20 protein-coding genes and 1 pseudogene are annotated in these 23317 nt (G+C 46.4%); 11 read left to right on the forward strand and 10 right to left on the reverse strand.

Going from position 1 to position 23317, the window contains the following annotated elements; all coding sequences use genetic code 11:
* Positions 1 to 57: 57 nt before the first annotated feature.
* Positions 58 to 651, reverse strand: a complete 594-nt coding sequence (gene tmrB, locus LJF29_RS16475) for a tunicamycin resistance ATP-binding TmrB (RefSeq protein ID WP_229149693.1) — start codon at positions 649 to 651, stop codon at positions 58 to 60.
* Positions 652 to 705: 54 nt separating this feature from the next.
* Entirely contained in the window at positions 706 to 1494 is a 789-nt protein-coding gene (locus LJF29_RS16480) for a sugar phosphate isomerase/epimerase family protein (protein WP_229149695.1), read from the reverse strand.
* A gap of 347 nt (positions 1495 to 1841) precedes the next feature.
* On the opposite strand from LJF29_RS16480, the gene LJF29_RS16485 reads away from it, so the two are divergent.
* Positions 1842 to 2402: a shikimate kinase gene (locus LJF29_RS16485; RefSeq protein WP_127696038.1), complete on the forward strand. Its 561-nt coding sequence runs from the start codon at positions 1842 to 1844 to the stop codon at positions 2400 to 2402.
* 109 nt (positions 2403 to 2511) lie between these two features.
* On the opposite strand, the pseudogene LJF29_RS16490 reads toward LJF29_RS16485, so the two are convergent.
* A pseudogene (locus LJF29_RS16490) lies at positions 2512 to 2760 on the reverse strand (class I SAM-dependent methyltransferase); the annotation flags it as partial.
* A gap of 188 nt (positions 2761 to 2948) precedes the next feature.
* Here LJF29_RS16490 and LJF29_RS21265 point away from each other — a divergent pair.
* From LJF29_RS21265 to putR, 9 genes are all read left to right on the forward strand, one after another.
* Entirely contained in the window at positions 2949 to 3062 is a 114-nt protein-coding gene (locus LJF29_RS21265; RefSeq protein ID WP_324255128.1) for a hypothetical protein, read from the forward strand.
* A 63-nt stretch (positions 3063 to 3125) separates the two neighbouring features.
* A complete protein-coding gene (locus tag LJF29_RS21190) occupies positions 3126 to 3251 on the forward strand; it encodes a hypothetical protein (protein WP_324255129.1) in 126 nt (41 codons plus the stop codon).
* Complete coding sequence (locus LJF29_RS16495) at positions 3241 to 3717, forward strand: LysR family transcriptional regulator substrate-binding protein (protein ID WP_267496091.1); 477 nt, start codon at positions 3241 to 3243, stop codon at positions 3715 to 3717. Before LJF29_RS21190 ends, LJF29_RS16495 begins: the two co-directional genes overlap by 11 nt.
* Before the next feature lie 157 nt (positions 3718 to 3874).
* Entirely contained in the window at positions 3875 to 4831 is a 957-nt protein-coding gene (gene cah, locus LJF29_RS16500) for a cephalosporin C deacetylase (protein WP_010332956.1), read from the forward strand.
* Positions 4832 to 4912: 81 nt separating this feature from the next.
* Positions 4913 to 5695 carry a nucleotidyltransferase domain-containing protein gene (locus tag LJF29_RS16505; protein ID WP_229149697.1) on the forward strand — a complete coding sequence of 261 codons (783 nt, stop codon included), beginning with the start codon at positions 4913 to 4915 and terminating at the stop codon, positions 5693 to 5695.
* 188 nt (positions 5696 to 5883) lie between these two features.
* On the forward strand, positions 5884 to 6795 hold the full coding sequence (putB, locus tag LJF29_RS16510) for a proline dehydrogenase PutB (RefSeq protein WP_229149737.1): 912 nt from the start codon (positions 5884 to 5886) through the stop codon (positions 6793 to 6795).
* A gap of 16 nt (positions 6796 to 6811) precedes the next feature.
* Positions 6812 to 8359 carry an L-glutamate gamma-semialdehyde dehydrogenase gene (pruA, locus tag LJF29_RS16515; RefSeq protein ID WP_168746888.1) on the forward strand — a complete coding sequence of 516 codons (1548 nt, stop codon included), beginning with the start codon at positions 6812 to 6814 and terminating at the stop codon, positions 8357 to 8359.
* A 91-nt stretch (positions 8360 to 8450) separates the two neighbouring features.
* Complete coding sequence (putP, locus tag LJF29_RS16520) at positions 8451 to 9905, forward strand: sodium/proline symporter PutP (protein ID WP_411802061.1); 1455 nt, start codon at positions 8451 to 8453, stop codon at positions 9903 to 9905.
* 153 nt (positions 9906 to 10058) lie between these two features.
* On the forward strand, positions 10059 to 11294 hold the full coding sequence (putR, locus tag LJF29_RS16525; RefSeq protein ID WP_229149698.1) for a proline utilization transcriptional regulator PutR: 1236 nt from the start codon (positions 10059 to 10061) through the stop codon (positions 11292 to 11294).
* 36 nt (positions 11295 to 11330) lie between these two features.
* Here putR and LJF29_RS16530 read toward each other — a convergent pair whose 3' ends face one another.
* Both LJF29_RS16530 and LJF29_RS16535 read right to left on the reverse strand, forming a co-directional pair.
* The gene (locus LJF29_RS16530) at positions 11331 to 12188 is read right to left on the reverse strand and encodes a TIGR03943 family putative permease subunit (protein WP_229149700.1); all 858 of its coding nucleotides are present in this window, start codon (positions 12186 to 12188) and stop codon (positions 11331 to 11333) included.
* A 4-nt stretch (positions 12189 to 12192) separates the two neighbouring features.
* Positions 12193 to 13077: a permease gene (locus LJF29_RS16535; RefSeq protein WP_168746890.1), complete on the reverse strand. Its 885-nt coding sequence runs from the start codon at positions 13075 to 13077 to the stop codon at positions 12193 to 12195.
* A gap of 265 nt (positions 13078 to 13342) precedes the next feature.
* On the opposite strand from LJF29_RS16535, the gene LJF29_RS16540 reads away from it, so the two are divergent.
* A complete protein-coding gene (locus LJF29_RS16540) occupies positions 13343 to 14353 on the forward strand; it encodes an NAD(P)/FAD-dependent oxidoreductase (RefSeq protein ID WP_229149703.1) in 1011 nt (336 codons plus the stop codon).
* 28 nt (positions 14354 to 14381) lie between these two features.
* On the opposite strand, the gene cobA is transcribed toward LJF29_RS16540, so the two are convergent.
* The 5 genes from cobA to nirB form a co-directional block, all read right to left on the reverse strand.
* Positions 14382 to 15833: a uroporphyrinogen-III C-methyltransferase gene (gene cobA, locus LJF29_RS16545; protein ID WP_229149705.1), complete on the reverse strand. Its 1452-nt coding sequence runs from the start codon at positions 15831 to 15833 to the stop codon at positions 14382 to 14384.
* Between the two features lie 59 nt (positions 15834 to 15892).
* On the reverse strand, positions 15893 to 16213 hold the full coding sequence (gene nirD, locus LJF29_RS16550) for a nitrite reductase small subunit NirD (RefSeq protein ID WP_010332967.1): 321 nt from the start codon (positions 16211 to 16213) through the stop codon (positions 15893 to 15895).
* Between the two features lie 31 nt (positions 16214 to 16244).
* Positions 16245 to 18662: an NADPH-nitrite reductase gene (nasD, locus tag LJF29_RS16555; RefSeq protein WP_229149710.1), complete on the reverse strand. Its 2418-nt coding sequence runs from the start codon at positions 18660 to 18662 to the stop codon at positions 16245 to 16247.
* A 120-nt stretch (positions 18663 to 18782) separates the two neighbouring features.
* Positions 18783 to 20915, reverse strand: a complete 2133-nt coding sequence (gene nasC, locus LJF29_RS16560) for an assimilatory nitrate reductase catalytic subunit NasC (RefSeq protein WP_229149712.1) — start codon at positions 20913 to 20915, stop codon at positions 18783 to 18785.
* A gap of 6 nt (positions 20916 to 20921) precedes the next feature.
* On the reverse strand, positions 20922 to 23240 hold the full coding sequence (gene nirB / locus LJF29_RS16565; protein WP_229149718.1) for a nitrite reductase large subunit NirB: 2319 nt from the start codon (positions 23238 to 23240) through the stop codon (positions 20922 to 20924).
* Positions 23241 to 23317: the final 77 nt, after the last annotated feature.

Below are 23317 nucleotides of genomic sequence, written 5' to 3' on the forward strand. Positions count from 1 at the left end.
CGGAGTGGGCTTTTTATTTATTGATTCCTTTACATGTATCAATTTTCAAAACGTCTTTTATTTGATGCGGATATGATTCAGCTTCACCATTAATCTGTCAGTGAACCTTCGCAGGCTGCCTCTCGAATCAGGCTCAAGCGGCAGATTAGCTTGGGAAGCAATCGTTTCTGCGACCTGCTGAATAGACATTTGGTCTGTGTGGAGATGTTCTGTGAAAAGGCTATCAGACAGGCTGTTGATGCAGCGGTCGATTTGCTTTGCGGCCCAGGAGTTTTTTCCTTCCGCTCTGGTGCGCAGGCGTTTCAGCAATGTTTCCTTTGAAGCCAGCAGGGTAAAGTGATGAATTGTCCGGCCGTCCTGTCTCAGCCTTCCAATAATGTCATCGAAGTATTGATCGTTCGTAATGGTCATAGGCACAATGATGATGCCCTGATATGTATCTGACAAATAAGAAAGCATGCTGTAATTGAATTCCCGCCACAGCGAGTAGCTTTGAAAGTCGTCTTCAGCGATATCCGGCGGTATCATTGAACGCATCGCGAACCCCATCTTTTCAGGATCATATACGTATGACGGTTTCAGCCTTCTATGCAGTTCAAACGCCGTTTGTGTTTTTCCGGAACCGAACGCCCCGTTTATCCACACGATCATCGTGATTTCCCCCTTTTTGTTTATGATACATAAAAAGACCCTTCGATCGAAGAGTCAGCGGGAAAAAACAGCCGTATATTCGCGGAGCGATTCTTTTATATGCGTGAAGGCATGTTCTCCAAAATACTCAAGAGAAACAAAACCATCATATTGTCTGTTTATCAGTTCTTTTAAAAATGCTTTTTGATCAAGATCTCCTTGAAAAATCGGAGTGGGTTCGCTTAGATACCAGTTCTCAAAATTCCAGCGATAGTTTTTCAAATGGATATGGCTGATCGTATGAAAGGTTTTTTCTAAAGCCGGCAGCTGGTCAATTCGGTTCACGTGCAGATTTGACCCGTCAAAAATCGTTCGGAGTCTCGGATGGGCGACATCCTTCAAAAATGTTAAAGCAGCTTCAGGTGTATCGGCATACGTATCGTAATGAATTTCCAGACCGATATTTACCTCATAGCCGTCTGCTATTTGCACAGCCTGCTGAAATTGCTCAACCGCACGCAGCCATTTTTCTGGCGACGTTCTGTTTGACGCCTGATTCCCGGCAAATACGCGAATGAGCGGGCTGTGAAGCTGTCTCGCCGCCCGAAGCCCTTTTCTCACTGCTTCTTTTGTCTCTTCTTCTCCTTGTGTCACAAAATCGGTGTATAAGCTGACCGCGGGCACCTTCAAATTATGTTGCTGCAGCAGTGTATAAAGGCCGTCCAGCGGCCCGAAGTCTTGTTCATACTGTTCGATGTGGCCGTACCACAAATCAATCCCGTCAAAGGACTGCTCCTTCGCAAAGGAAATGACGTCCATTATATTTTGCTTTTTACACCCGGTTGTACAAAAGCTTAATTTCATCTCAATCCCTCCCGTCATCTTTTTCCCTGATGAAAAACGGATAAACGCAGATAGAGGAAGGGCGTTTTTAATCATTTAATGCTTTTTTGCGTCGAAGTATTAAATTATGTCTGAAAATGTTGTACAATGAATTACATTCGACCAAGAAGGTTGGACGCAAAAAAGAAACGGAGCCGGCTGCTCAAAAACGACGTTTCGTCCATTGCGTTTTCTCATGTTTTATTGTAGGAAAGCTTGAACGGATGACGATGAAATAGAGAAAGCCCGAGCCGGTACCTATATAAATATTCGCAAAATCAGCATATAATGAAGATAAACTTTCATTCCTTAGGAGGATTTCGCCGAAGATGAACGCTAAACGAGCCATCCCAGTAAGAGAAAGAAATATCGTCCTGATTGGATTCATGGGTGTAGGAAAAACGACAATCGGCCAATTGGTCGCTAAGAAATTATATAGAGATTTTATCGATATTGACCAAGAAATCGAAAAGGATTTCAACATGTCGATCCCTGAGATGTTTGAAAAAAAAGGTGAAGACTTTTTCCGGAAAACAGAAAAAGAATATATCCTGAATTTATGCCATCATACAAGATTTAAAATTGTCTCACTTGGCGGAGGCTCTTTTAAACAAGAGGAAATCAGAAAGTGCTGTCTCGAACATTGTCTGGTGCTTCACCTTGATCTGTCTTGGGAGAACTGGAAGCAGCGCGCGAATTTGCTGATCGAAAGCCGCCCGGTGCTGCATAATCGGTCAATGGACGAAATGGAGCAGCTGTTTAACGAGAGAAAAGTCATTTATGATAAGCACAATTCAAAAGTGGAAACAGACAACCTTGCTCCCGAAGAGATTGCAGATTACATTGTGGAGACGCTAAAAATCGGCTGGGATCTTTATCAGCCAATGTAGAAGCCGTGCGGGATGCACGGCTTTTTTTATCGCTTTACACCTTGGATGAATATCGCTTTTAAGCTAAAGGATTAGGCTTTCCGTTTTGTGTCTATGGGCCTTCGTCAGACGCTGTCCCTTTCTGAAAGTGTATATATATATTGGCAGCGGCTTTTTCTTCCGCAAAAGATGAAGCAACGTCAACCATTTCCTGCGTCGCATCAATGCCGATGCATTCTTGGACATAAGGGGCAAATGCCAGCACCGTATGGCCCGCTCCCGCTCCGCATCAAGCACTTGTTGCTCTGCACGGCATTCCGCAAATTTGATCAGCATCGCTAAATCTCCCCTCAGCAAATACCTTCTTATCACGATACATCTCAGTGTTTTTCGAAAACGGAGTTTCGTTTGGCCAAATGAACCAGCTCCTTCATTTTTGTTTGTTATGATATGGATGATGTTAGCAATTTCTGTTATGATCATTTTTATATCTTGGACGAAGCGGCGGAGCACCTTCCAATCGCCCAGCCTTCTCTCAGCCAGTAAATCAAAAAGCTGGAGACGGAGCTGGGGCTTACTCTTTTTCACAGGTCACACGGCTCTGTTACGCTGACACCGCACGGCCGCCGTTTCATTGAAAAGGCTGAGGACATCATTCGATTAAGGGTGATTTGCTGGTGAAGATGCAGGCAAGGACTGGGGGACAAGCTTTCGATCGGGATTCCCGCAGTAACAGGGAGATATATCTTTCCCCCGCTTCTGAAGCAATTTTGGGCGCATTATCCCCATGTGGAGGTTCAGCTTATTGAAAAAGACCCGGCTGCCTTAGAGGAGATAACGGCAAAGGGAGAGGTTATCCTTGCCGATTGAGGATGTGAGGCTCTCCATTGAACCCTTGCTGACTGAGCCGATCGTTCTTGCCGTATCAAAGGAAAAACAAAGGTGGATGCCGCTCGAAATGACTGCACTGATTGATAAAGCGCTGGAAGGTGAGGGGAGCCGGAAGCCGTGCGTGCTGCTTGAGATGGAGGCATACGGTTTTCGCCGGATGGTACTTGACCTATGTGCGGAAAGCGGCTTTAAGCCAAACGCCGCGTTTAAAACGAGCACATCAAAATCGCGCAATCCCTTGTCGCAAACGGTTTGGGGTAACACTGGCCCAAATATGGTCAAAAGGGACAAAGATCCGGGTGTCATCTATTTATCGCTTCAATCCGCGCCTTCACGCACTCTTGTTTTTGTATTTTTAAAAAACCGCTATGTCAGTCTGACCGCACAGGCCTTTATGGAATTTAGCCGGGAATCGGTTAAACAAACGTTTGATCAAGAAGAGTGAGTATGGTGTTCAAGGATAGAAGCCTATTCATCACAAGAACGAATTCACATCGAGGGATTGAATCAGAAATTAGATGTTAAAAAATTTAGAAAATAGGTTCAAAACGTGATAGTATAGAATAAACTAAATCTTATTAAACAAAGGAGAATAATCGGAAATGCAACTATTCGATATGCCGCTCGACCAATTGCAAACGTATAAGCCTGACAAAACTGCCCAAAAAGATTTTTCTGAGTTTTGGAAGTCCTCTTTGAATGAGCTTGCCGAAGTTCAAGCAGTTCCTGACTTACAGCCGGTTGATTATCCTGCTGATGGAGTGAAGGTATACCGCCTTACATATAAAAGTTTTGGAAATGCCAGCATTGCCGGATGGTATGCGGTGCCTGACAAAGAAGGCCCGCATCCGGCGATCGTCAAATATCACGGCTACAATGCAAGCTATGACGGAGACATTCATGAAATGGTCAATTGGGCGCTGCACGGATACGCTGCGTTCGGCATGCTTGTCCGCGGCCAGCAGGGCAGCGAGGACACCAGTATTTCTCCGCACGGACACGCATTGGGCTGGATGACGAAAGGAATTCTTGATAAAGATACATACTACTACCGGGGAGTTTATTTGGACGCCGTCCGCGCGCTTGAAGTCATCAGCAGCTTTGATGAAGTCGACGAAACGAGAATCGGCGTGACAGGCGGAAGCCAGGGCGGAGGCATAACCATTGCGGCCGCTGCTCTGTCAGATATTCCGAAAGCCGCTGTTGCTGATTATCCTTATTTAAGCAATTTCGAGCGAGCCATCGATGTGGCGCTTGAACAGCCGTATCTCGAAATCAATTCCTTTTTCAGAAGAAATGGCAGCCCGGAAACAGAAGAGCGGGCCATGAATACACTAACGTATTTCGATATTATGAATCTGGCTGACAGGGTGAAGGTGCCTGTACTGATGTCGATCGGGCTGATTGACAAGATTACGCCGCCTTCTACTGTGTTTGCGGCATATAACCATCTGGAGACAGAAAAAGAGCTGAAGGTGTACCGCTACTTTGGGCATGAGTATATCCCTGCCTTTCAAACGGAAAAGCTTGCCTTCTTTAAGCAGCATCTTAAAGGCTGACAGACGCGAAGAGCCGCCGCATCATCGGGCGGTTTTTTTCTGCAAACAGCCGGAATGAGAAAAGACGGGAGACGAATATATATGAAACAAAGAATCATTGATGAACTAAAACGGATTGAGCAAGAGTACAGCGTTAAAATTGTGTATGCCGTTGAATCAGGGAGCCGTGCTTGGGGATTCCCGTCGCAAGACAGCGATTATGATGTCCGCTTTATTTATGTGCCGAAAAAGGAGTGGTATTTTTCAATTGAGCAGGAGCGGGATGTCATTGAAGAGCCGATCCACGATTTGTTGGACATCAGCGGCTGGGAACTGAGAAAAACGCTGCGTCTATTCAAAAAATCAAACCCTCCGCTGCTTGAGTGGCTGTCCTCAGACATTGTGTATTACGAAGCCTTTACGACCGCAGAGCAGCTGAGAAAGCTGCGAAGCACAGCGTTTAAGCCTGAAGCCAATGTGTATCACTATATCAATATGGCAAAAAGAAACGTCAAGGATTACCTGCAGGGGCAAGAGGTGAAAATCAAAAAGTATTTTTACGTGCTGCGGCCGATACTGGCGTGCAAGTGGATTGAAAAGCACGGAACCATTCCGCCGATGGATTTTACTGTTTTGATGAATGAACTTGTTACTGACCCTGAGCTAAAGGCAGAAATGGAAACTTTGCTTGAACGGAAAAGAAGAGGCGAAGAGCTTGATCTTGAAGCAAGAATTCAAGTCATTCACGAATTCATTGAAACGGAGATTGAAAGAATTATGGAGGCGGCCAAAACACTGAAGATCATCAAAAAAGATATCACGCCTGAGCTGAATCGGTTGCTTTTGAATACTGTTGAAGAAGTGTGGAATGATGGAGGAAGCTGATGTTTCATGTCGCTTCCTCTCTCCATATTTCGACAGGAAGTCCCCCGACTTTCTAACTATCTGATTGTGAGAAACCCACAAAAATAATCAGAATCTTTGTATTTTGAGAATATTGTGAACGGAGGTTTTGTCCATTTACAATAAACTCATACAAATACTTCTTAGATTGCGGGGTGTTGAGGTTGGAAGTGATCACAAGAGATTTTTTCTTGTTTTTATCCAAAAGCGGCTTTCTCAATAAGATGGCGAGAAACTGGGGAAGCCGGGTAGCAGCGGGTAAAATTATCGGCGGGAATGATTTTAACAGTTCAATCCCGACAATTCGACAGCTTAACAGCCAAGGCTTGTCAGTTACTGTCGATCATTTAGGCGAGTTTGTGAACAGCGCCGAGGTCGCAAGGGAACGCACGGAAGAATGCATCCAAACCATTGAGACCATTGCGGATCAGCGGCTGAACTCACACGTTTCTTTAAAGATGACGTCTTTAGGTCTCGATATAGATATGGATCTGGTGTATGAAAATATGACGAAAATCGTCCAGACGGCCGAGAAGCATAAAGTCATGGTCACCATAGACATGGAAGACGAGGTCAGATGCCAGAAAACGCTTGATATATTCAAGGACTTCAGAAGGAAATACGAGTATGTAAGCACGGTGTTGCAGGCCTATCTGTACCGCACGGAAAACGATATTGACGATTTGGATTCTTTGAAACCGTTCCTTCGTCTTGTAAAAGGAGCATATAAGGAATCAGAAAAAGTGGCTTTTCCGGAAAAAAGCGATGTCGATGAGAACTACAAAAAAATCATCCGAAAGCAGCTCTTAAATGGTCACTACACAGCGATTGCGACACATGACGATAAAATGATCGATTATACAAAGCAGCTTGCCAGGGAAAACGGCATTTCCAATGACATGTTTGAATTCCAGATGCTGTACGGCATGCGGTCGCAAACCCAGCTCAGCCTCGTAAAAGAAGGTTATAACATGAGAGTCTACCTGCCTTACGGAGAGGATTGGTACGGCTACTTTATGAGACGCCTGGCAGAACGTCCGTCAAATATTGCATTTGCTTTCAAAGGAATGACGAAGAAGTAAAAAAGGAGAGATTACAATGACAACACCTTACAAACATGAACCATTCACAAATTTCCAAGACCAAAACAACGTAGAAGCGTTTAAAAAAGCGCTTGCGACAGTAAACGAATATTTAGGAAAAGACTATCCGCTTATCATCAACGGTGAAAGAGTGGAAACAGAAGCGAAGATCGTTTCCATTAACCCGGCTAATAAAGAAGAGGTTGTCGGCAGAGTCTCAAAAGCTTCTCAAGAGCACGCTGAGCAAGCCATTGAAGCGGCGGCTAAAGCCTTTGAAGAGTGGAGATACACGTCTCCGGAAGAAAGAGCGGCTGTCCTGTTCCGCGCGGCTGCCAAAGTCCGCAACAGAAAGCATGAATTTTCCGCTTTGCTCGTGAAAGAAGCAGGGAAGCCTTGGAACGAGGCAGATGCTGATACTGCTGAAGCGATTGACTTCATGGAATATTATGCACGCCAAATGATTGAACTGGCAAAAGGCAAACCGGTCAACAGCCGTGAAGGCGAGAAAAACCAATATGTATACACGCCGACTGGTGTAACAGTCGTTATTCCGCCTTGGAACTTCTTGTTCGCGATTATGGCGGGAACAACAGTAGCGCCGATCGTTACCGGTAACACAGTTGTTCTTAAACCTGCGAGCGCAACGCCTGTCATTGCTGCGAAATTCGTTGAGGTTCTTGAAGAATCCGGCCTGCCAAAAGGCGTTGTCAACTTTGTTCCTGGAAGCGGAGCGGAAGTCGGTGACTACCTTGTTGACCATCCAAAAACAAGCCTTATCACGTTTACGGGATCAAGAGAAGTCGGTACGAGAATCTTCGAACGCGCGGCAAAAGTTCAGCCAGGCCAGCAGCACTTAAAGCGTGTTATCGCTGAAATGGGCGGTAAGGATACGGTGGTTGTCGATGAGGATGCGGACATTGAATTGGCGGCTCAATCCATCTTTACATCTGCATTCGGCTTTGCGGGCCAAAAATGTTCTGCAGGTTCACGTGCTGTTGTTCATGAAAAAGTGTATGATCAAGTATTAGAGCGCGTTATTGAAATCACAGAGTCTAAAGTAACGGCAAGCCCTGACAGCGCAGATGTTTACATGGGACCTGTCATTGACCAGGGTTCTTATGATAAAATTATGAGCTATATCGAGATCGGAAAAGAGGAAGGCCGATTAGTAAGCGGCGGTACTGGTGACGATTCAAAAGGATTCTTCATCAAACCGACGATCTTCGCTGACCTTGATCCGAAAGCAAGACTCATGCAGGAAGAAATTTTCGGGCCTGTTGTCGCTTTCTCAAAAGTATCAAGCTTTGATGAAGCATTAGAAGTGGCGAACAATACTGAGTACGGTTTAACGGGAGCGGTAATCACAAACAACCGCAAGCACATTGAGCGTGCAAAACAAGAATTCCATGTTGGAAATCTGTACTTTAACCGCAACTGTACAGGAGCCATCGTTGGCTACCATCCATTCGGCGGCTTCAAAATGTCCGGCACGGATTCAAAAGCCGGCGGTCCGGATTACCTGGCACTGCACATGCAGGCAAAAACAATCAGTGAAATGTTCTAAAGCGGGACTAAATGGGCATCCTCCCTGCGGGGGTGTCCATTTCATCCATATACTATAAAAAAGAGGAGGAAGTGCTATAGAAAACACACAGCTGATTATTTCGATTTGTATTTATATGGCGGGGATGCTGCTGATCGGCTACTTTGCCTACAAACGTACGTCAAACCTGACGGATTACATGCTGGGAGGACGTTCCTTAGGTCCGGCTGTAACCGCTCTCAGTGCGGGAGCTGCCGATATGAGCGGCTGGCTGCTGATGGGGCTTCCGGGCGCCATGTTTTCAACTGGGCTGAGCGGTATTTGGATTGTGTTCGGTCTTTGCCTTGGTGCATGGGCGAACTGGCTCTACGTCGCACCGCGGCTGAGAACATATACTGAAAAAGCGGGGAATTCAATTACGATTCCCGGATTCCTTGAAAATCGTTTCGGAGATCAAACAAAGCTCCTTAGATTGTTTTCGGGAATTGTCATTTTAGTCTTTTTCACATTTTATGTATCGTCCGGAATGGTGTCCGGCGGTGTCTTGTTCAACAGCATCCTGGGAATGAATTATCACACCGGCTTGTGGGTGGTGACAGGTGTTGTTGTGGCGTATACCCTGTTTGGGGGCTTTCTGGCTGTCAGCTGGACAGATTTTGTTCAAGGGATCATTATGTTTGCAGCGCTTATTCTCGTTCCTATCGTTACGTTTTTCCACACCGGGGGAATAGGTGAAACAACTGCTGAGATCCGCTCTGTGGACCCTGATATGTTTAATATTTTTAAAGGAACCAGTGTTCTTGGCATTATTTCACTGTTTGCCTGGGGCTTGGGCTACTTTGGCCAGCCGCATATCATTGTGCGTTTTATGGCGATTACATCTGTCAAAGAGATAAAAAGAGCACGCAGAATCGGAATGGGATGGATGATTCTTTCGGCAGTCGGCGCAGTGCTGACAGGTTTGGGCGGAATCGCTTATTACCATCAGCGGGGCATGTCATTGAAGGACCCGGAGACTATATTTATCCAATTAGGAAATATTTTATTCCACCCAATTATTACAGGCTTTCTAATTTCTGCGATTTTAGCGGCCATTATGAGTACAATTTCTTCACAGCTGCTTGTTACGTCAAGCTCCTTGGTAGAGGATTTGTATAAGTCGATGTTCCGGCGCTCAGCTTCTGATAAAGAACTGGTGTTTTTGGGCCGTCTGGCTGTGCTGGCTGTTTCAATTGTCGCGTTAGTTCTGGCTTGGGAGAAAAACAATACCATCCTTGGGTTGGTCAGCTACGCGTGGGCGGGCTTCGGTGCATCATTCGGGCCGGTAGTACTGCTCAGTCTGTTTTGGAAACGAATGACCAAATGGGGGGCACTCGCCGGCATGATTGTGGGAGCAGCAACTGTAATCATTTGGGCGAATGCCGGTCTTTCGGACTTTCTGTATGAAATCATACCTGGTTTTGCTGCGAGTCTATTATCTGTCTATATCGTCAGTGTATTGACGCAGGCTCCGTCACAAGATGTTACAGAACAGTTTAAAGACTATCAAGATACGATGTCACAATAAAGATCGAAAGGAGGAGGAAGGGGATGTCCCTTTTTCCTCTTTTCTCCTTTTAAGACCGCTGTTTTTTCTTTTGGAAACAAACGTATTTTTTTCTATACAAAAAGACCCCGTATGGATATGATTAAAGTAAAAAAAAGTATAGGAGAAAAAGGTATGGAAGAGCTTTTAGAGAGAGTTTTTTCATTTTCAGATGTTGATAAGCTGATTGACTTTATCAGCTATGAGCTGCAAAAACCAGTGATACTGGAAAGCGCGGATTTCTTTTTGTTAGCCTACAATTCTTACTATATTAACCATTTTGATTCTGCGAACCAGCAGACTATTTTTTCAAAAAAATGTCCAGTTCAGATTTTTGAGAGGTTTTTGAAGGACGGGATCATTGAAAAGCTGAAAACAGAACCTGAGCCTTTTCGCGTCAATAAAATTGAGAGCATTGGGTTAAATCAGAGGGTAGTCGTGAGTGCAAAGCATAAAGGGGAAGTCATGGGCTACATCTGGATTCAGGAACTGGATCGTGATCTGACAGACGAAGAGCTCGACTTTTTGTACGAGACCTCCTTCCATGTCGGAAAAATTATTTATAAAGCGAACAAGCTGAAACAGGAAAAGGAAGAAAGAGCTGAGGACCTCATCAAACGGGCTATCTATCAGCAATTTATTTCTGAAAAGGAGCTCAGGCGGGAAGCTGAGAGAATTAACACCGTGCTGCCTTCTGTGTTTTCAGTTGTCATCCTGCACGCCGCGAATGGGGATGGGGAAGCGGTGGAAGATTTAAAGGAAAATATCAGGTCTTACCTGAATTTGCGGGATAAAGTCAGTCATGTCTTAACGATAGAATCAAATATTGTCATCGTCGTAGCGAGTTTTTCCCAAAAAAGCTCCGCCTCCTCAGCAGCTGTTGAATTCATTAACAAGCTGTTAACACATTTTCACTTTCAAAAAATTCCTACCCCTATCTATATCGGTATCGGAAACGAATATGACCACATCTTAAAGCTCGGCAAAAGCTATACAGAAGCATTGGAAGTCATTAAAGCCGCAGAAATAACCGGCAACCAGGAAAACATTCCATATGAATATGAGAAGCTCGGTATTTATCGTTATTTAGAAAGCATTGAACAGAAAAATGACTTTTTGGAATACGAGAATAAGGATTTAGCTTTACTAAAAGCAAAAGACCAAGAAAGCAGCACCGAGCTGCTGAAGACGCTGGAAATCTATCTCCTCAACAACTGCAAAACAAAACCAGCCGCGGAACAGCTGTTTATTCACCAAAACACATTAAATTACCGCATCAAGCAGATTCTTGAGATGACATCCATCGATTTAAGCGATTTCAGAACGCGATGCCAGCTCTATCTTGATTTGATGCTGATGAAAAAGAAATAAAAAAGAAACCAGTACTTGTACTGGTTTCGTCTTCAATTAAAATCCTCTGTAGACATACGGATCATCAGGTTTTTTAATGGTGTTCCAGTCTGTCACTTTCACGACAGGAAGGGTGGATTTGAATGGCTGATAATATTCTGAGGCAAGAGTGCCCTTAATTTGAACCCATTCATCATCCTTGATGTTTATGTCCTTCGGAAACTCCACAAGCATCCCGTACACGCCGGAATCAGCGATACAGTGAATAATGCCAAACCGCAATACGAACAGCTGGTTTTTGTTTATCGCGTTTCCTTTATACGCAAATCCATGAAATTCAATCGTCCGTCCGAGAAATTCGCCTGGATAGTTATAAATGGTTTCCATGCCTTTTAAGAAATCATCATCGGTCAGAGAAATCTCTTTTTTGCCAGAATATTTTTTATACAGCTGTTTCATCTGCTTGTCATAGCTGTCTTGCGCATAATAAAGGCTGGCATCAGGCCGCAGATACTGGGTTTGAGAGTAGTGGTCTCCGCTTTCCATGGCCTTAAACGAGAACCCTTTTGTTTTGACGATAGATGAGTCAAGCGTCGCAATCGGAAAAAAGATGCCTGACACCAAAGGGAAAAGAAAAACAAGGTAAATAAAATACCGCTGATAAAATGGTTTGTTTTGTTCATGGTCATGCTCGTGATCATGGCCGCAGCCGCAATCATCGTCATGATGATGCCCGCCTTTTTCAGGCGATTTGACAAACAAATACGCTTGAACAGCTGTCAAAATGGCCAGCAGGAAGATCGCAATAAAGGACAGATAGGAATATTTCATATTGATATATTTTGTTAGATTTCCTGAGGTATGCAGATGATAAAAGAAAAATGTAAATCCCATCAGCACCAATAGACGAAACATCCAATCACCCCTTTACAAGTAGTGATCCCGCTAAGACGATCACGACAATATACGTAATCAGCAGGAAAACAAATCGTTTTTTGAAGGCCGCGAGCATCATCAAGAGATTCTTAATATCAACCATCGCACCGAAGACGAGAAAGGCGATGAGCGAGCCTAAAGAAAATGTGCTGCTGAAGGAAGACGCAATAAATGCATCCACTTCTGAACAAAGCGACAAGACAAACGCCAGACCCATCATCACGAGGGAAGAAGATACATCATTCTGGCCGATCGCAAGCAGAGTGGATGTTTTGACGTACGTCTGCATCGCGGCTGCGATAAAGGCGCCGATAATTAAATATTTCCCCACGGAGAAAAATTCATCAATGGCGTGACGCAAGGTCCCTCCCAGCTTTTGAAACAGGGTGTGGTGATGATGATGGTGATGCCCGGCTTCATCGGGCTTTAACAGCTGGTTATCCTTAAATTGATAGGATAAGATGATGCCAATAATCACCGAGACAGCCAGCGCCAGCCCGCCCCGGTAAAAGACCACGCTCCATCTATTCCCGAACGCAATATACGTAGAAAACAAAACAATGGGATTGATGATAGGAGCGGTCAGCATAAAAGCAACGCCCGCATGCAGGGGAACCCCTTTTAGCAGAAGCCGCCTCGTAATCGGGATAATGCCGCATTCGCAGGCGGGAAATAAGATGCCGGCAAGCGCACCAAATAAGACTGCGAGAAACCGGTTTTTCGGCATGATCCTTGCAATCATTTCTTCAGAAACAAACATTTGAATGATTCCGGACAGAATGACGCCAATCAGAATAAACGGAATGGCTTCTATTAAAATACTGATAAAAATAGAATTCAGCTGAAGAAAAGACGATTGTGCTGTCACAATAAAACCTCCGCTCATGGTAAGCTGCCTCTGATTATATCACGAAAAAAGGCACTGATTGTTTGACGGAAGAGGAGGAAGGATCGTTTCACCTTGTTTAGGATTCTAAGAAATCCAGTGACGTAGTGAACTGCGGGAATTATTACTCAGGGCCGACGAAATGGTTGAACACGGACTCTAGAAATATGATATACTTTGTATTGATATTCATTCTCAATTAAACGTTATAACGTTAATGATAGATTTGGAACGGGAGGCAGGACGGATGGCTGAAAATCAAGAGGTGTATGACGTCACGATTATAGGCGGGGGACCGATCGGGCTGTTTACGGCTTTTTACTGCGGCATGCGGGAGCTGAAAACGAAAGTGATCGAGTTTTTGCCGCGGCTCGGGGGAAAGGTGTCTTTATTTTTCCCTGAGAAGATGATTCGCGATATTGGCGGGATACCGGGGATTGCCGGGGAGCAGCTGATCGAACAGCTGAAGGAGCAGGCGGCGACGTTTGACCCTGATATTGTGCTGAATCAGCGAGTGACCGGATTTGAGCGTCTGGATGACGGAACCATGGTGCTGACTAGCTCTGAGGGGGAGAAGCACTATACAAGAACCGTTATTTTGGCTGTCGGCATGGGCACGCTGGAGGTCAATGAGTTTGACAGCCAGGATGCAAGCCGGTATGCAGGAAAAAATCTTCACTATAAAGTGGAGAAGCTTGATGCGTTTAAAGGCAAACGGGTCGTGATTTCTGGCGGGGGAGATACTGCGGTCGATTGGGCTAATGAGCTGGAACCGATTGCGGCGTCTGTTACTGTCGTGCATCGCAGAGAGGAATTCGGCGGACTGGAAAGCAGCGTGACGAAAATGAAGCAGTCATCTGTGCGGGTGCTTACTCCTTATCGGCTTGAACATCTTAGCGGCACAGATGAACGCATCGAAAGCGTCACCGTTTGTCATGCGGCGTCTGGACATCCCGAGGAAATCGAGCTTGATGAGCTCATTATTAATCACGGGTTTAAAATTGATCTCGGCCCGATGAAGGATTGGGGTCTCGAGATTGAAGAAGGCCGGATTAAAGCTGACAGACATATGCGGACAAATCTTCCGGGCGTGTTTGTTGCGGGGGACGCGGCTTATTATGAAAGCAAGCTCAGATTGATTGCCGGCGGTTTTACAGAAGGCCCGACTGCCGTCAACAGTGCGAAATCTTATCTGGACCCTCAGGCGGAAAATATGGCGATGTATTCCACCCACCACAAAAAATTGGTTCATAAATAAAAACAGCCTTTTGGAAAAAGGCTGTTCATCAGCTGTGGAGGAGCTTTTTCTCCACTTGCTCATTTTGTATAAACGCAAATAATTGCTTATGGTCTTGTACGGCAGTAAACCCGTATGCAGCGGCGGGCGTGTCGTCGCCTATACAGATGACAGGGGGGCGGCTTGCGGACGGTTCTGTTGAAATGCCGATTTCTTCTCCCGCGCTGATCAATTGCTGAGCGGACAGCTTGCTGGGGCAAATGATCATGTGCAGAGGAGACTCACTGATCGTACGCTCGGTCATGCGGGTGAATCGCTCATCTATGACGTTTTCATGGGTGATATAGCACAAACAGGACTCTGATTTCAGCATTTCTTCTACTGAATGACGGCTGCCGACAATCAACTTTTTAGGTGAATTGTGATGGTGCTCGGATATGATGAAGCCACGTTTTGCAAGCTCTGCCTTTCCTGCTTCTGACGCTGCACTCAGGCGTGCGGTCAGCTGGCGAATGTCGATTCGTTTGGATGCGAGGACTTGAAAAAATTCGCAAACCGCACGGCGTGATGTGAAGAAAATATCCTCGAAGGTGCTGATCTGTTCTAGAATATCCCCGTTGACAGGCATTTTTTCAGTTCGCCATTTCGGCCATTCGATGACATCGGCTCCATATTCGCGCAGCTTGTCTGCCAGTGTATGCTCATCTTCGTTATGAGTGACTACCATCATATGCTGCCCGATGAATGGTTTGCTTTCAAACCAGCTGTGTGTTTGAACGTTTACAATATCACCGATGACGATAATGGCGGGATTTGTGATTTGCTGTTCCTGTATGTTTTGATGGATATCCTGCAGCGTTCCTTTTACGCTCCGCTGGCGGCCCCACGTTCCCCATTGAATCACGATGACAGGGACAGAAGGAGATTTTCCGTACGCGATGAGCTGCTGGCAAATAAATGACAGGTTTTTCACACCCATGTAAAACACAAGCGTTTGAACGCTTCGGGCAAGCCCTTCCCAGTCAAGGTTCGGCGTTCCTTTTAAGGATTTATCATGTGCGGTAATCATGGCGAAAGACGAAGCGAAATCCCGATGCGTGACGGGGATTCCCGCATACAGCGGCGCGGCGATTCCCGAGGTGATGCCCGGCACCATTTCATAGCGGATGCCATGCTGGTGGAGAGCGTCTGCTTCCTCGCCGACTCTGCCAAACACACTGGGATCTCCGCCCTTCAAACGGACAACGGTTAATCCCTCCGACGCTTTTTCCATCAGCAGGGCATTGATCTCTGCCTGTTTCATAAAATGGCGGTCCGGCAGTTTTCCGCAATAAATGAACTGGCAGTCTGGTGATGCGTATTCGAGCAGCTTTGGGTTTGCGAGCCGGTCATACAAAATGACATCCGCTTCCTCCAGCGCCTGTTTTCCTTTTATGGTGATGAGCCCTGGATCTCCAGGTCCGGCGCCCACAAAATATACGATTCCGTTTTTCATGATCATGTCATCCTTCCGTCACTGTAAAAAATGAAGGATCACTTTAAAAGTGATCCGGTCTTTGATCAATATACGAGATAAACGTGTTCTCCTTCGATCAGCGTTTCGTATGTTTTGACACAGCCGTGATCCGGCTCTTGAACGATTCCGTCTTCCAAGGAGATTTTCCAGTCGTGCATCGGACAGAAGACATATTCGCCGCTGACGATACCTTCTGCAAGGACGCCGCCCTTATGGGGACAGCGGTTTTCAATGGCGCGGATGCTCCCGTTTGAAAGCTTAAAGACCGCAAGCTCCTTATCTTCAATATACACTGTTTTTCCTAATTGTTCAGGCAATTCTTCGATTTTTCCGATACATACTTTTGTGACGTCTTTGTTCACCATGTCCATTCCTCCTCAATGTTTGTTTCTGTCATTATGATGTGGTCACGACATTTTCAAATAATTCTTTAGAGGTTTGTTTATCTTCCAGGAAGTCCTTCCACGGATCATTGTGGACAGAGAGCGTTTCATTCATTCGGTCGTTCAGCTCCTGCCGTTTTTCCGGATCGTTTAGAACATCTTGGACATGGGATAAACCGACGCGCTCCAGCCATGCGGACGTGCGTTCTAAGTAGTTTGCCGTTTCCCGGTAGTATTGAAGGTAAGCGCCTGCGTATTCCAAGACTTCTTCATTTGTTTTCACCTTCATCAGCAAGTCGCCGGCACGCAAATGGGTTCCGCCGTTTCCGCCGACGTAAAGCTCCCAGCCACCGTCGATGCCGACCACGCCAAGGTCTTTAATGCCGGACTCCGCACAGTTCCGCGGGCAGGCAGATACGGCCATTTTCACTTTATGAGGCGTGTTGAGTCCTTCAAATGTTTTCTCAAGGTCGATGCCTAGGGCCATGGAGTCTTGTGTGCCAAAGCGGCAGAATTGTTCGCCTACACATGTTTTTACCGTGCGGAGTGTTTTTCCGTACGCGTAGCCCGACGGCATATCAAGATCGGCCCATACCTTTGGCAGGTCTTCTTTTTTCACGCCGATCAAGTCAATTCGCTGGCCGCCTGTCATTTTGACGAGCGGGATCTCGTATTTATCGACGACATCAGCGATTTTGCGAAGATCCTGAGAGTTGGTTACACCGCCGTACATCCGCGGTACGACAGAGTAGGTACCGTCTTTTTGAATATTGGCGTGCATCCGTTCATTAACAAAGCGGGATGTTCTGTCATCCTCATATTTTAACGGATTGATCATGCCTAAGTAGTAGTTCAGAGCCGGACGGCATTTGGAACAGCCTTCTGGCGTTTTCCAGCCGAGCACGTTCATGACTTCTCTTGTATGCGACAGCCCTTTGGCTTTGATTTCTTCTACTACCTCATCTCTCGACAATGAGGTGCAGCCGCAAATCGCTTCTTTTTGGGCTGATGCGTCAAAGTCTGATCCCAGCGTATACTGAAGGATATCTTCTACGAGCGGCTTACAGCCTCCGCATGAGCGGGACGCGCCGGTGCAAGCTTTGATTTCATCTGTTGATGAACAGCCCTGTTCCTGGATGGCTTGAATAATTGCTCCTTTTGACACACCGTTACATCCGCAGATGATTTCATCATTGCTCATGGCAGCGGTCAGACTTGTGCCCGCTTCTTGGTTGAGAGGCTGTAAAATTGAGATTTTAGAGGTTTCAGAGATATCTGCCTCTTTTTGAATCATCGAAAACAGGCGGTTGCCCTCACTGCTGTCGCCGAATAAAACAGCTCCGACAATCTGATTGCCTCGCAGCACGACTTTTTTATAAATGCCATCCTGTTCATCAAAGACCTTAATCGCTTTTTTCTCGTCTGATTCGTGAAAGTCACCGGCAGAAAAGACCTCAACTCCTGATACTTTCAGTTGAGTGGAGAGAACGGAGCCTTCATAAGGTTTCGTTTCAAAACCGCAGATATGGTTAGCGAGCACTTTCGCCTGTTCATAGAGCGGCGCCACGAGTCCGTATGCGATTCCTCGGTGCTCGGCGCATTCACCGACAGCATAAATGTGCGGGATTTCGGTTTGCATATAATCGTTGACAATAATGCCGCGGTTGACTGGAATGCCGCTTTCGGCCCCAAGCGCTGTATTCGGGCGGATGCCGACGGCCATGACGACTAAATCGGCTTCAATGCTTGTGCCGTCTTTGAATCTGACGCCCTCGACCCGGTCATCTCCGAGAATCTCTTCTGTTTGCTTTTCAAGCAGAAAGGTCATTCCTTGTTTTTCTAATTCGTTTTGCAGCAGGCGTCCGGCCGTTGCGTCAAGCTGGCGTTCCATCAGGAAGGGAGCGAGATGGATAACGGAGACTTCCATACCGAGATTCAGCAGGCCGCGCGCAGCTTCCAAGCCAAGCAAGCCCCCGCCGATGACGGCTGCTTTTTTATATTGTTTTGACGCGGCGAGCATCGTGTCTGTATCCTTTATGTCCCGGAAAGCTGTGACGCCTTTTTTGTCTGCGCCCGGAATCGGCAGGATAAAAGGGACAGAGCCTGTAGCCAGGATCAGTTCATCATAAGGCTGTATTCGGCCTGCATCGGTGATGACGGTTTTGCTTTCTATGTCCACTTTGATGACTGTTTCATTGGTATACAATTGTATATTGTTTTCTTCGTACCAGTTCCAATCGTTTAACGTAATATCTTTGATATCTGTATCGCCTTGCAGCACTTTTGACAAAAGGATTCGGTTGTAGTTGGGATGCGGTTCGGAACCAAAAATTGTGATTTGGAATTCGTCTTTTGAAACACTCAGTATTTCTTCAATGGCCCTTACCCCGGCCATTCCATTACCAACAAGAACTAGCTGTTTTTTCCCCATCAGATGATCCGCTCCTTATCAATGTTTTTTCCAGCGTAGCACAGCAAAAAGAAATATTTAAGATGCATGTTATAAAATGTAACAAAATATACGAAAATTTCTAAAATTTTTATGAAAAATTTAAATAGGTCTGACTCGGACGGCGCATACCTTAAAACCGGGCATTTTACACGCTGGATCTAGGCTGTCACCAATCAAGTCATTTACGTTTTGGGCATCCGCCCAGTGGATGGGAACAAATACTGTGTCTTTTCTGATGTGTTCTGACCATTTGCTGCGGACGGTGATGCTTCCGCGAGGAGATTCTATGTTCACGAGAACACGGTCCTCGATATTGTAGGCCGCTGCTGTTTTCGGATGGATTTCCATAAATGATTCAAAATCTCTTGCGGCCAAAGAGGCGCTTTTTCTCGTTTGGACACCTGTTAAATAATGAGACATGACCCTGCCGGTCGTTAAAAACAACGGATATTCGGCAGTCGGCTTTTCTTTAGGAATAACGGGTTCGTTTGGGATCACACTTAATGCCGCTTTATGATCCGGATGTGCAAATGAGTTCTCAAATAAGCGTCCGGTTCCGGGGTGATCAGGTTCAGGACACGGCCAGTGAATGCCGCCTTCTTGTCTGAGCCTGTCGTATGTGATGCCGGAATAATCGGCGATTCCGCCACGGCTTGCTTCTCTCAATTCGTTAAAGATGTCCTCCGCAGACGTGTAGGGAAAATAACGGCCTTTTCCAAGAGCGGACGCGATCTCGCAAATGATCTGCCAATCATGCTTTGCTTCCCCCGGGCAGGGGCGGCTCGCTTCCCTTAATGTCACGCGGCCTTCCACATTTGTCATCGTGCCTTCGTCTTCTAAGTAAGAGGATGCGGGCAAAATGACATCTGCAAATTTCGCTGTTTCAGATATAAACAAGTCGATTGCAACAAAGAATGTCAGTTTTGACAGCGCCTGTTTGACAAGGTTGGCATTTGGGCTGGAGACTGCTGGATTGGAACACATTAGAAACAGTCCTTTAATGTCTCCATCGTTGATTTTTTCCATCATTTCATAGGCTGAGACGCCTTTTCGCGGGAGCTCATCCGGATTGACTCCCCACACTTTTGCAATATAAGCCCGATGGTGTTCGTTTTCGATGGAACGGTAGCCGGGAAGCTGATCTGCTTTTTGGCCATGCTCTCGGGCGCCTTGCCCATTACCCTGTCCGGTGATCGCTCCGTAGCCCGAGTAAGGCTTGCCGATTTTTCCTGTGATCAGCACCACATTTAAGAAGCCTCTCACAGCCGCGGTACCATCGGTTTGCTGTTCAATGCCGCGGGCTGTAAACAGCATGCCGGACGTTTCCATGGCAAACTTCATAGCGGCCTTTCGCATTTGCTCTAAAGGAACACTTGTCTGCTCGGCGATGTCTTCCAGATTTAAAGCGCCGATATGCTGTTTGAGCTCATCAAATCCGTTCGTGCGTGTGCGAATAAAGTCTTCGTTTATGAGCTGTTCGTCTATGATGATTTTGACTAAACCGTTGGCAAGGGCGGCGTCTGTTCCAGGTTTGATTTTTAGATGAAGGTCGGCTATTTTTGTCGTCGCTGTTTCCCGGGGGTCAATGGCAATGATATAAGTCCCATTTTCTTTCGCTTGTTCAAAATACGGCATGATGGTCGGCTGGCATTCTGCGATATTGGTGCCGGCCAAAATGATCACTCGGGTGCGGGGGATTTCCGATAATGGATTCGTTAAGCCTCTGTCTGCTCCGAATGTTTGGTTGGCTCCGGTTGCTGCGGCGGACATACAGAGCCGGCCGTTGTAATCGATGTATTTTGTCTGTAAGCCGACTCGTGCGAACTTTCCTAACAGATACGCCTCTTCATTCGTAATCGAGGCGCTTCCGTAGACAGCCATCGCATCATGGCCGTGTTTGGCTTGGATCAGGGTGACTTGCTCCTTTATATAGTTCAGTGCTTCATCCCAGGAAACAGGCACAAATTCACCGTTTTTTTTGAGCAGCGGCCGGGTGATGCGGGAGGCGTGCAGGGCATGCTGATGGGCATTCATCCCTTTCATGCATAAACGGCCTTGTGTCGTAGGATTGTGGATGCCGATGGCTGTATATCTTTTCCGTGTAACGATGGTTTGTTCCACAAGCTGCATTTTGCATTGCATGCTGCAAAATGGACATTGGGTGTCGTATGTTTTTTCTGATTGGACGTCTTGCTGTTTTTCGCGGAAATATCTAAGCAGTCGTTCAGTCAAAATGCCTCATCCTTTCTTCATTGCGCCAGACTGTACAGGCTGATTTTGCAGCAATGACAGGTCTGTTTGGAGGTTTTCCAGCAGCTGTGTCCGCAAATCCTGTTCAAACAATACCTCTCTGATATGAATGATGCCGAGGCGGTCAATCCACTGATGAACCGCTTCTGCGTAGTGAGCCGTTTCACGATAATATTGAAGAAGGCCTTTCATCATAATGGCAGTATTTTTTTCGCTATCTGTCACACAAAACAGCATTCCGGAACGGGCATGTGCTCCCCGAATGCCGCCTGTGTAAATGTCCCAGCCTTCTTGTGTTTGAATGGCGCCGATATCCTGTATAGCTGCCGTTGTGCAGTCTTTTTCACACGACAAGCTGATCGATATGTGATCGGGCATGGGAAGTATGTCAGCATGTCTTTCAATATGGCTTGCCAGCTCTTGAATAGAGCGATCTTCCCCGCACGTACATGCTAAGACACTTCGCAGCGAGCGGCGGTGCTGATGAGTGAAAACTGGCATGTGCAGTTCTTTTCTGATGTTTGCAAGGTCATTTGGATGGAATCCGGAAAGCTTCAGCCTCTGGTCGTGAGTCATTGAAACATAGGGGATGCCGTATGTCTCAATGATGTTTGCGATGTTTCTGAGTTCCTTCGCATTTGTCAGCCCGCCGTACATTTGCGGAATGAGGGTGCATGTATCCTGGGCCGATGCTTTAGGGGACTGGATAGAGCCGGGCTGCAGCAATTCCATATAATAGTGAAGCGCCGGGATACAAACATTGCAGCCGTTTTTCGTTTTCCAGCCAAGCTGATTCATTACCTCAGCAGGATCAGTGAAATGACAGCGGTGCAGTTCGGCGATGACTTCGTCTTCCGTCAAATCAGTGCAGCCGCAAAACGAAGGCTGGCCGGCTGGTTCTGTATATTCGCTGCTGGCCATGTATTCCAGAAGGTCTTCAACGAGCGGCCTGCAGCCTCCGCAAGAGCCGGATGCTTTTGTACACTGCTTGACTTCTTCGACCGTTTTTAAGCCTTTCTTGTGCACCGCTTTTTCAATCAAACCTTTTGTCACTGTGTTGCATTGGCAAATGGTTTCAGTGGAAGGCATGGATGCAAATGAAATGCCCGTTTGATCCGGTTCGATCAGCTGCTGTTTGACAATGGAAATGTCTCTTTGCTTGAGAAGGCTGTCGAGAAGCCGCTGTTTATCGCGTGTGTCTCCGAATAAAATAACGCCAGCCAGTTTGTCGTTCTCAAAGAGTGCTTTTTTGTAGCAACCCGCATGTTCATCATGAAGCTTCATGCTCGTCGTGCCTGCGTCTTCGTGCACCTTTCCTGCCGACCAAACATCAATTCCCGCTATTTTTAAGGCTGCCGATTGGGCAGAGCCATGATATCCTTCACATGGAACGCCGCAGATGTGCTGTGCGAGGACTTTTCCTTGTTCATAAAGAGGGGCGACCAATCCGTATACCATTCCGTTATGCTCGGCGCATTCCCCGACGGCATACACATTCGGTTTGCTCGTCTGCATGAATTGATTGACGATGAAGCCGCGGTTTGCGGCGAGTCCGGCTGATGCAGCCAATTGGATATTGGGTCTTACACCAGCCGCCATTACAATCAAGTCTGCTTTTATCGAAGAACCGTCGCTGAACCGGATACCATCTGCCCGTGAGCATCCTGTAATGGATGCTGTGTCTTTCTCTAAAAGAAAGGTTAAGCCTTTTCGTTCCAGCTCAGACCGCAGCAGACGAGACGCTGTTTGATCGAGCTGTTTTTGCATGATGTTGGGGGAGTGGTGAACGACGCTGACATCCATGCCCAGGTGCCGCAGGCCGACAGCCGCTTCAAGGCCTAATAAGCCGGCGCCGATGACCGCTGCCTTTTGATAATGTTCAGCCATGCTGATAATAGCTTGACAGTCTTCTATTGTCCGAAAGCCGTAAACACCTTCTTTGTCTGTCCCGGGTATGGGGAGAATATGAGGGGAGGAGCCTGTTGCCAGGATCAATTTGTCGTAGGACAGGCTGCGTTTTTGATCTGTAGTGACTTGCTGCAAATCTGTGTTGATTTGCACGACCGTTTCTCCAGTGTAAAGTGTTATGCCTTGCTTGGCGTACCATTCACTGCTGTTCAGCACAATGTCATCGAGCGCTGCCTCCCCCTGTAAAACAGAGGATAAGAGAATGCGATTATAGTTGGGATGCGGTTCGCTGCCGAAAATGACAATCTCAAACATGTTACGATGAAGCTTCAATATTTCTTCAATACAGCGAATTCCGGCCATTCCGTTCCCTGCTACGATTAATCTTTGTTTCTTCATTTGCCAGACCTCCTTTGCCTCAGCTTGTAAGTTTTTCTCCTATCAAAAATTATGGCACAATGCTCAGTTAACGCATT

The sequence above is a fragment of the Bacillus sp. LBG-1-113 genome, from assembly GCF_020708615.1.
GTDB lineage: Bacteria > Bacillota > Bacilli > Bacillales > Bacillaceae > Bacillus > Bacillus mojavensis.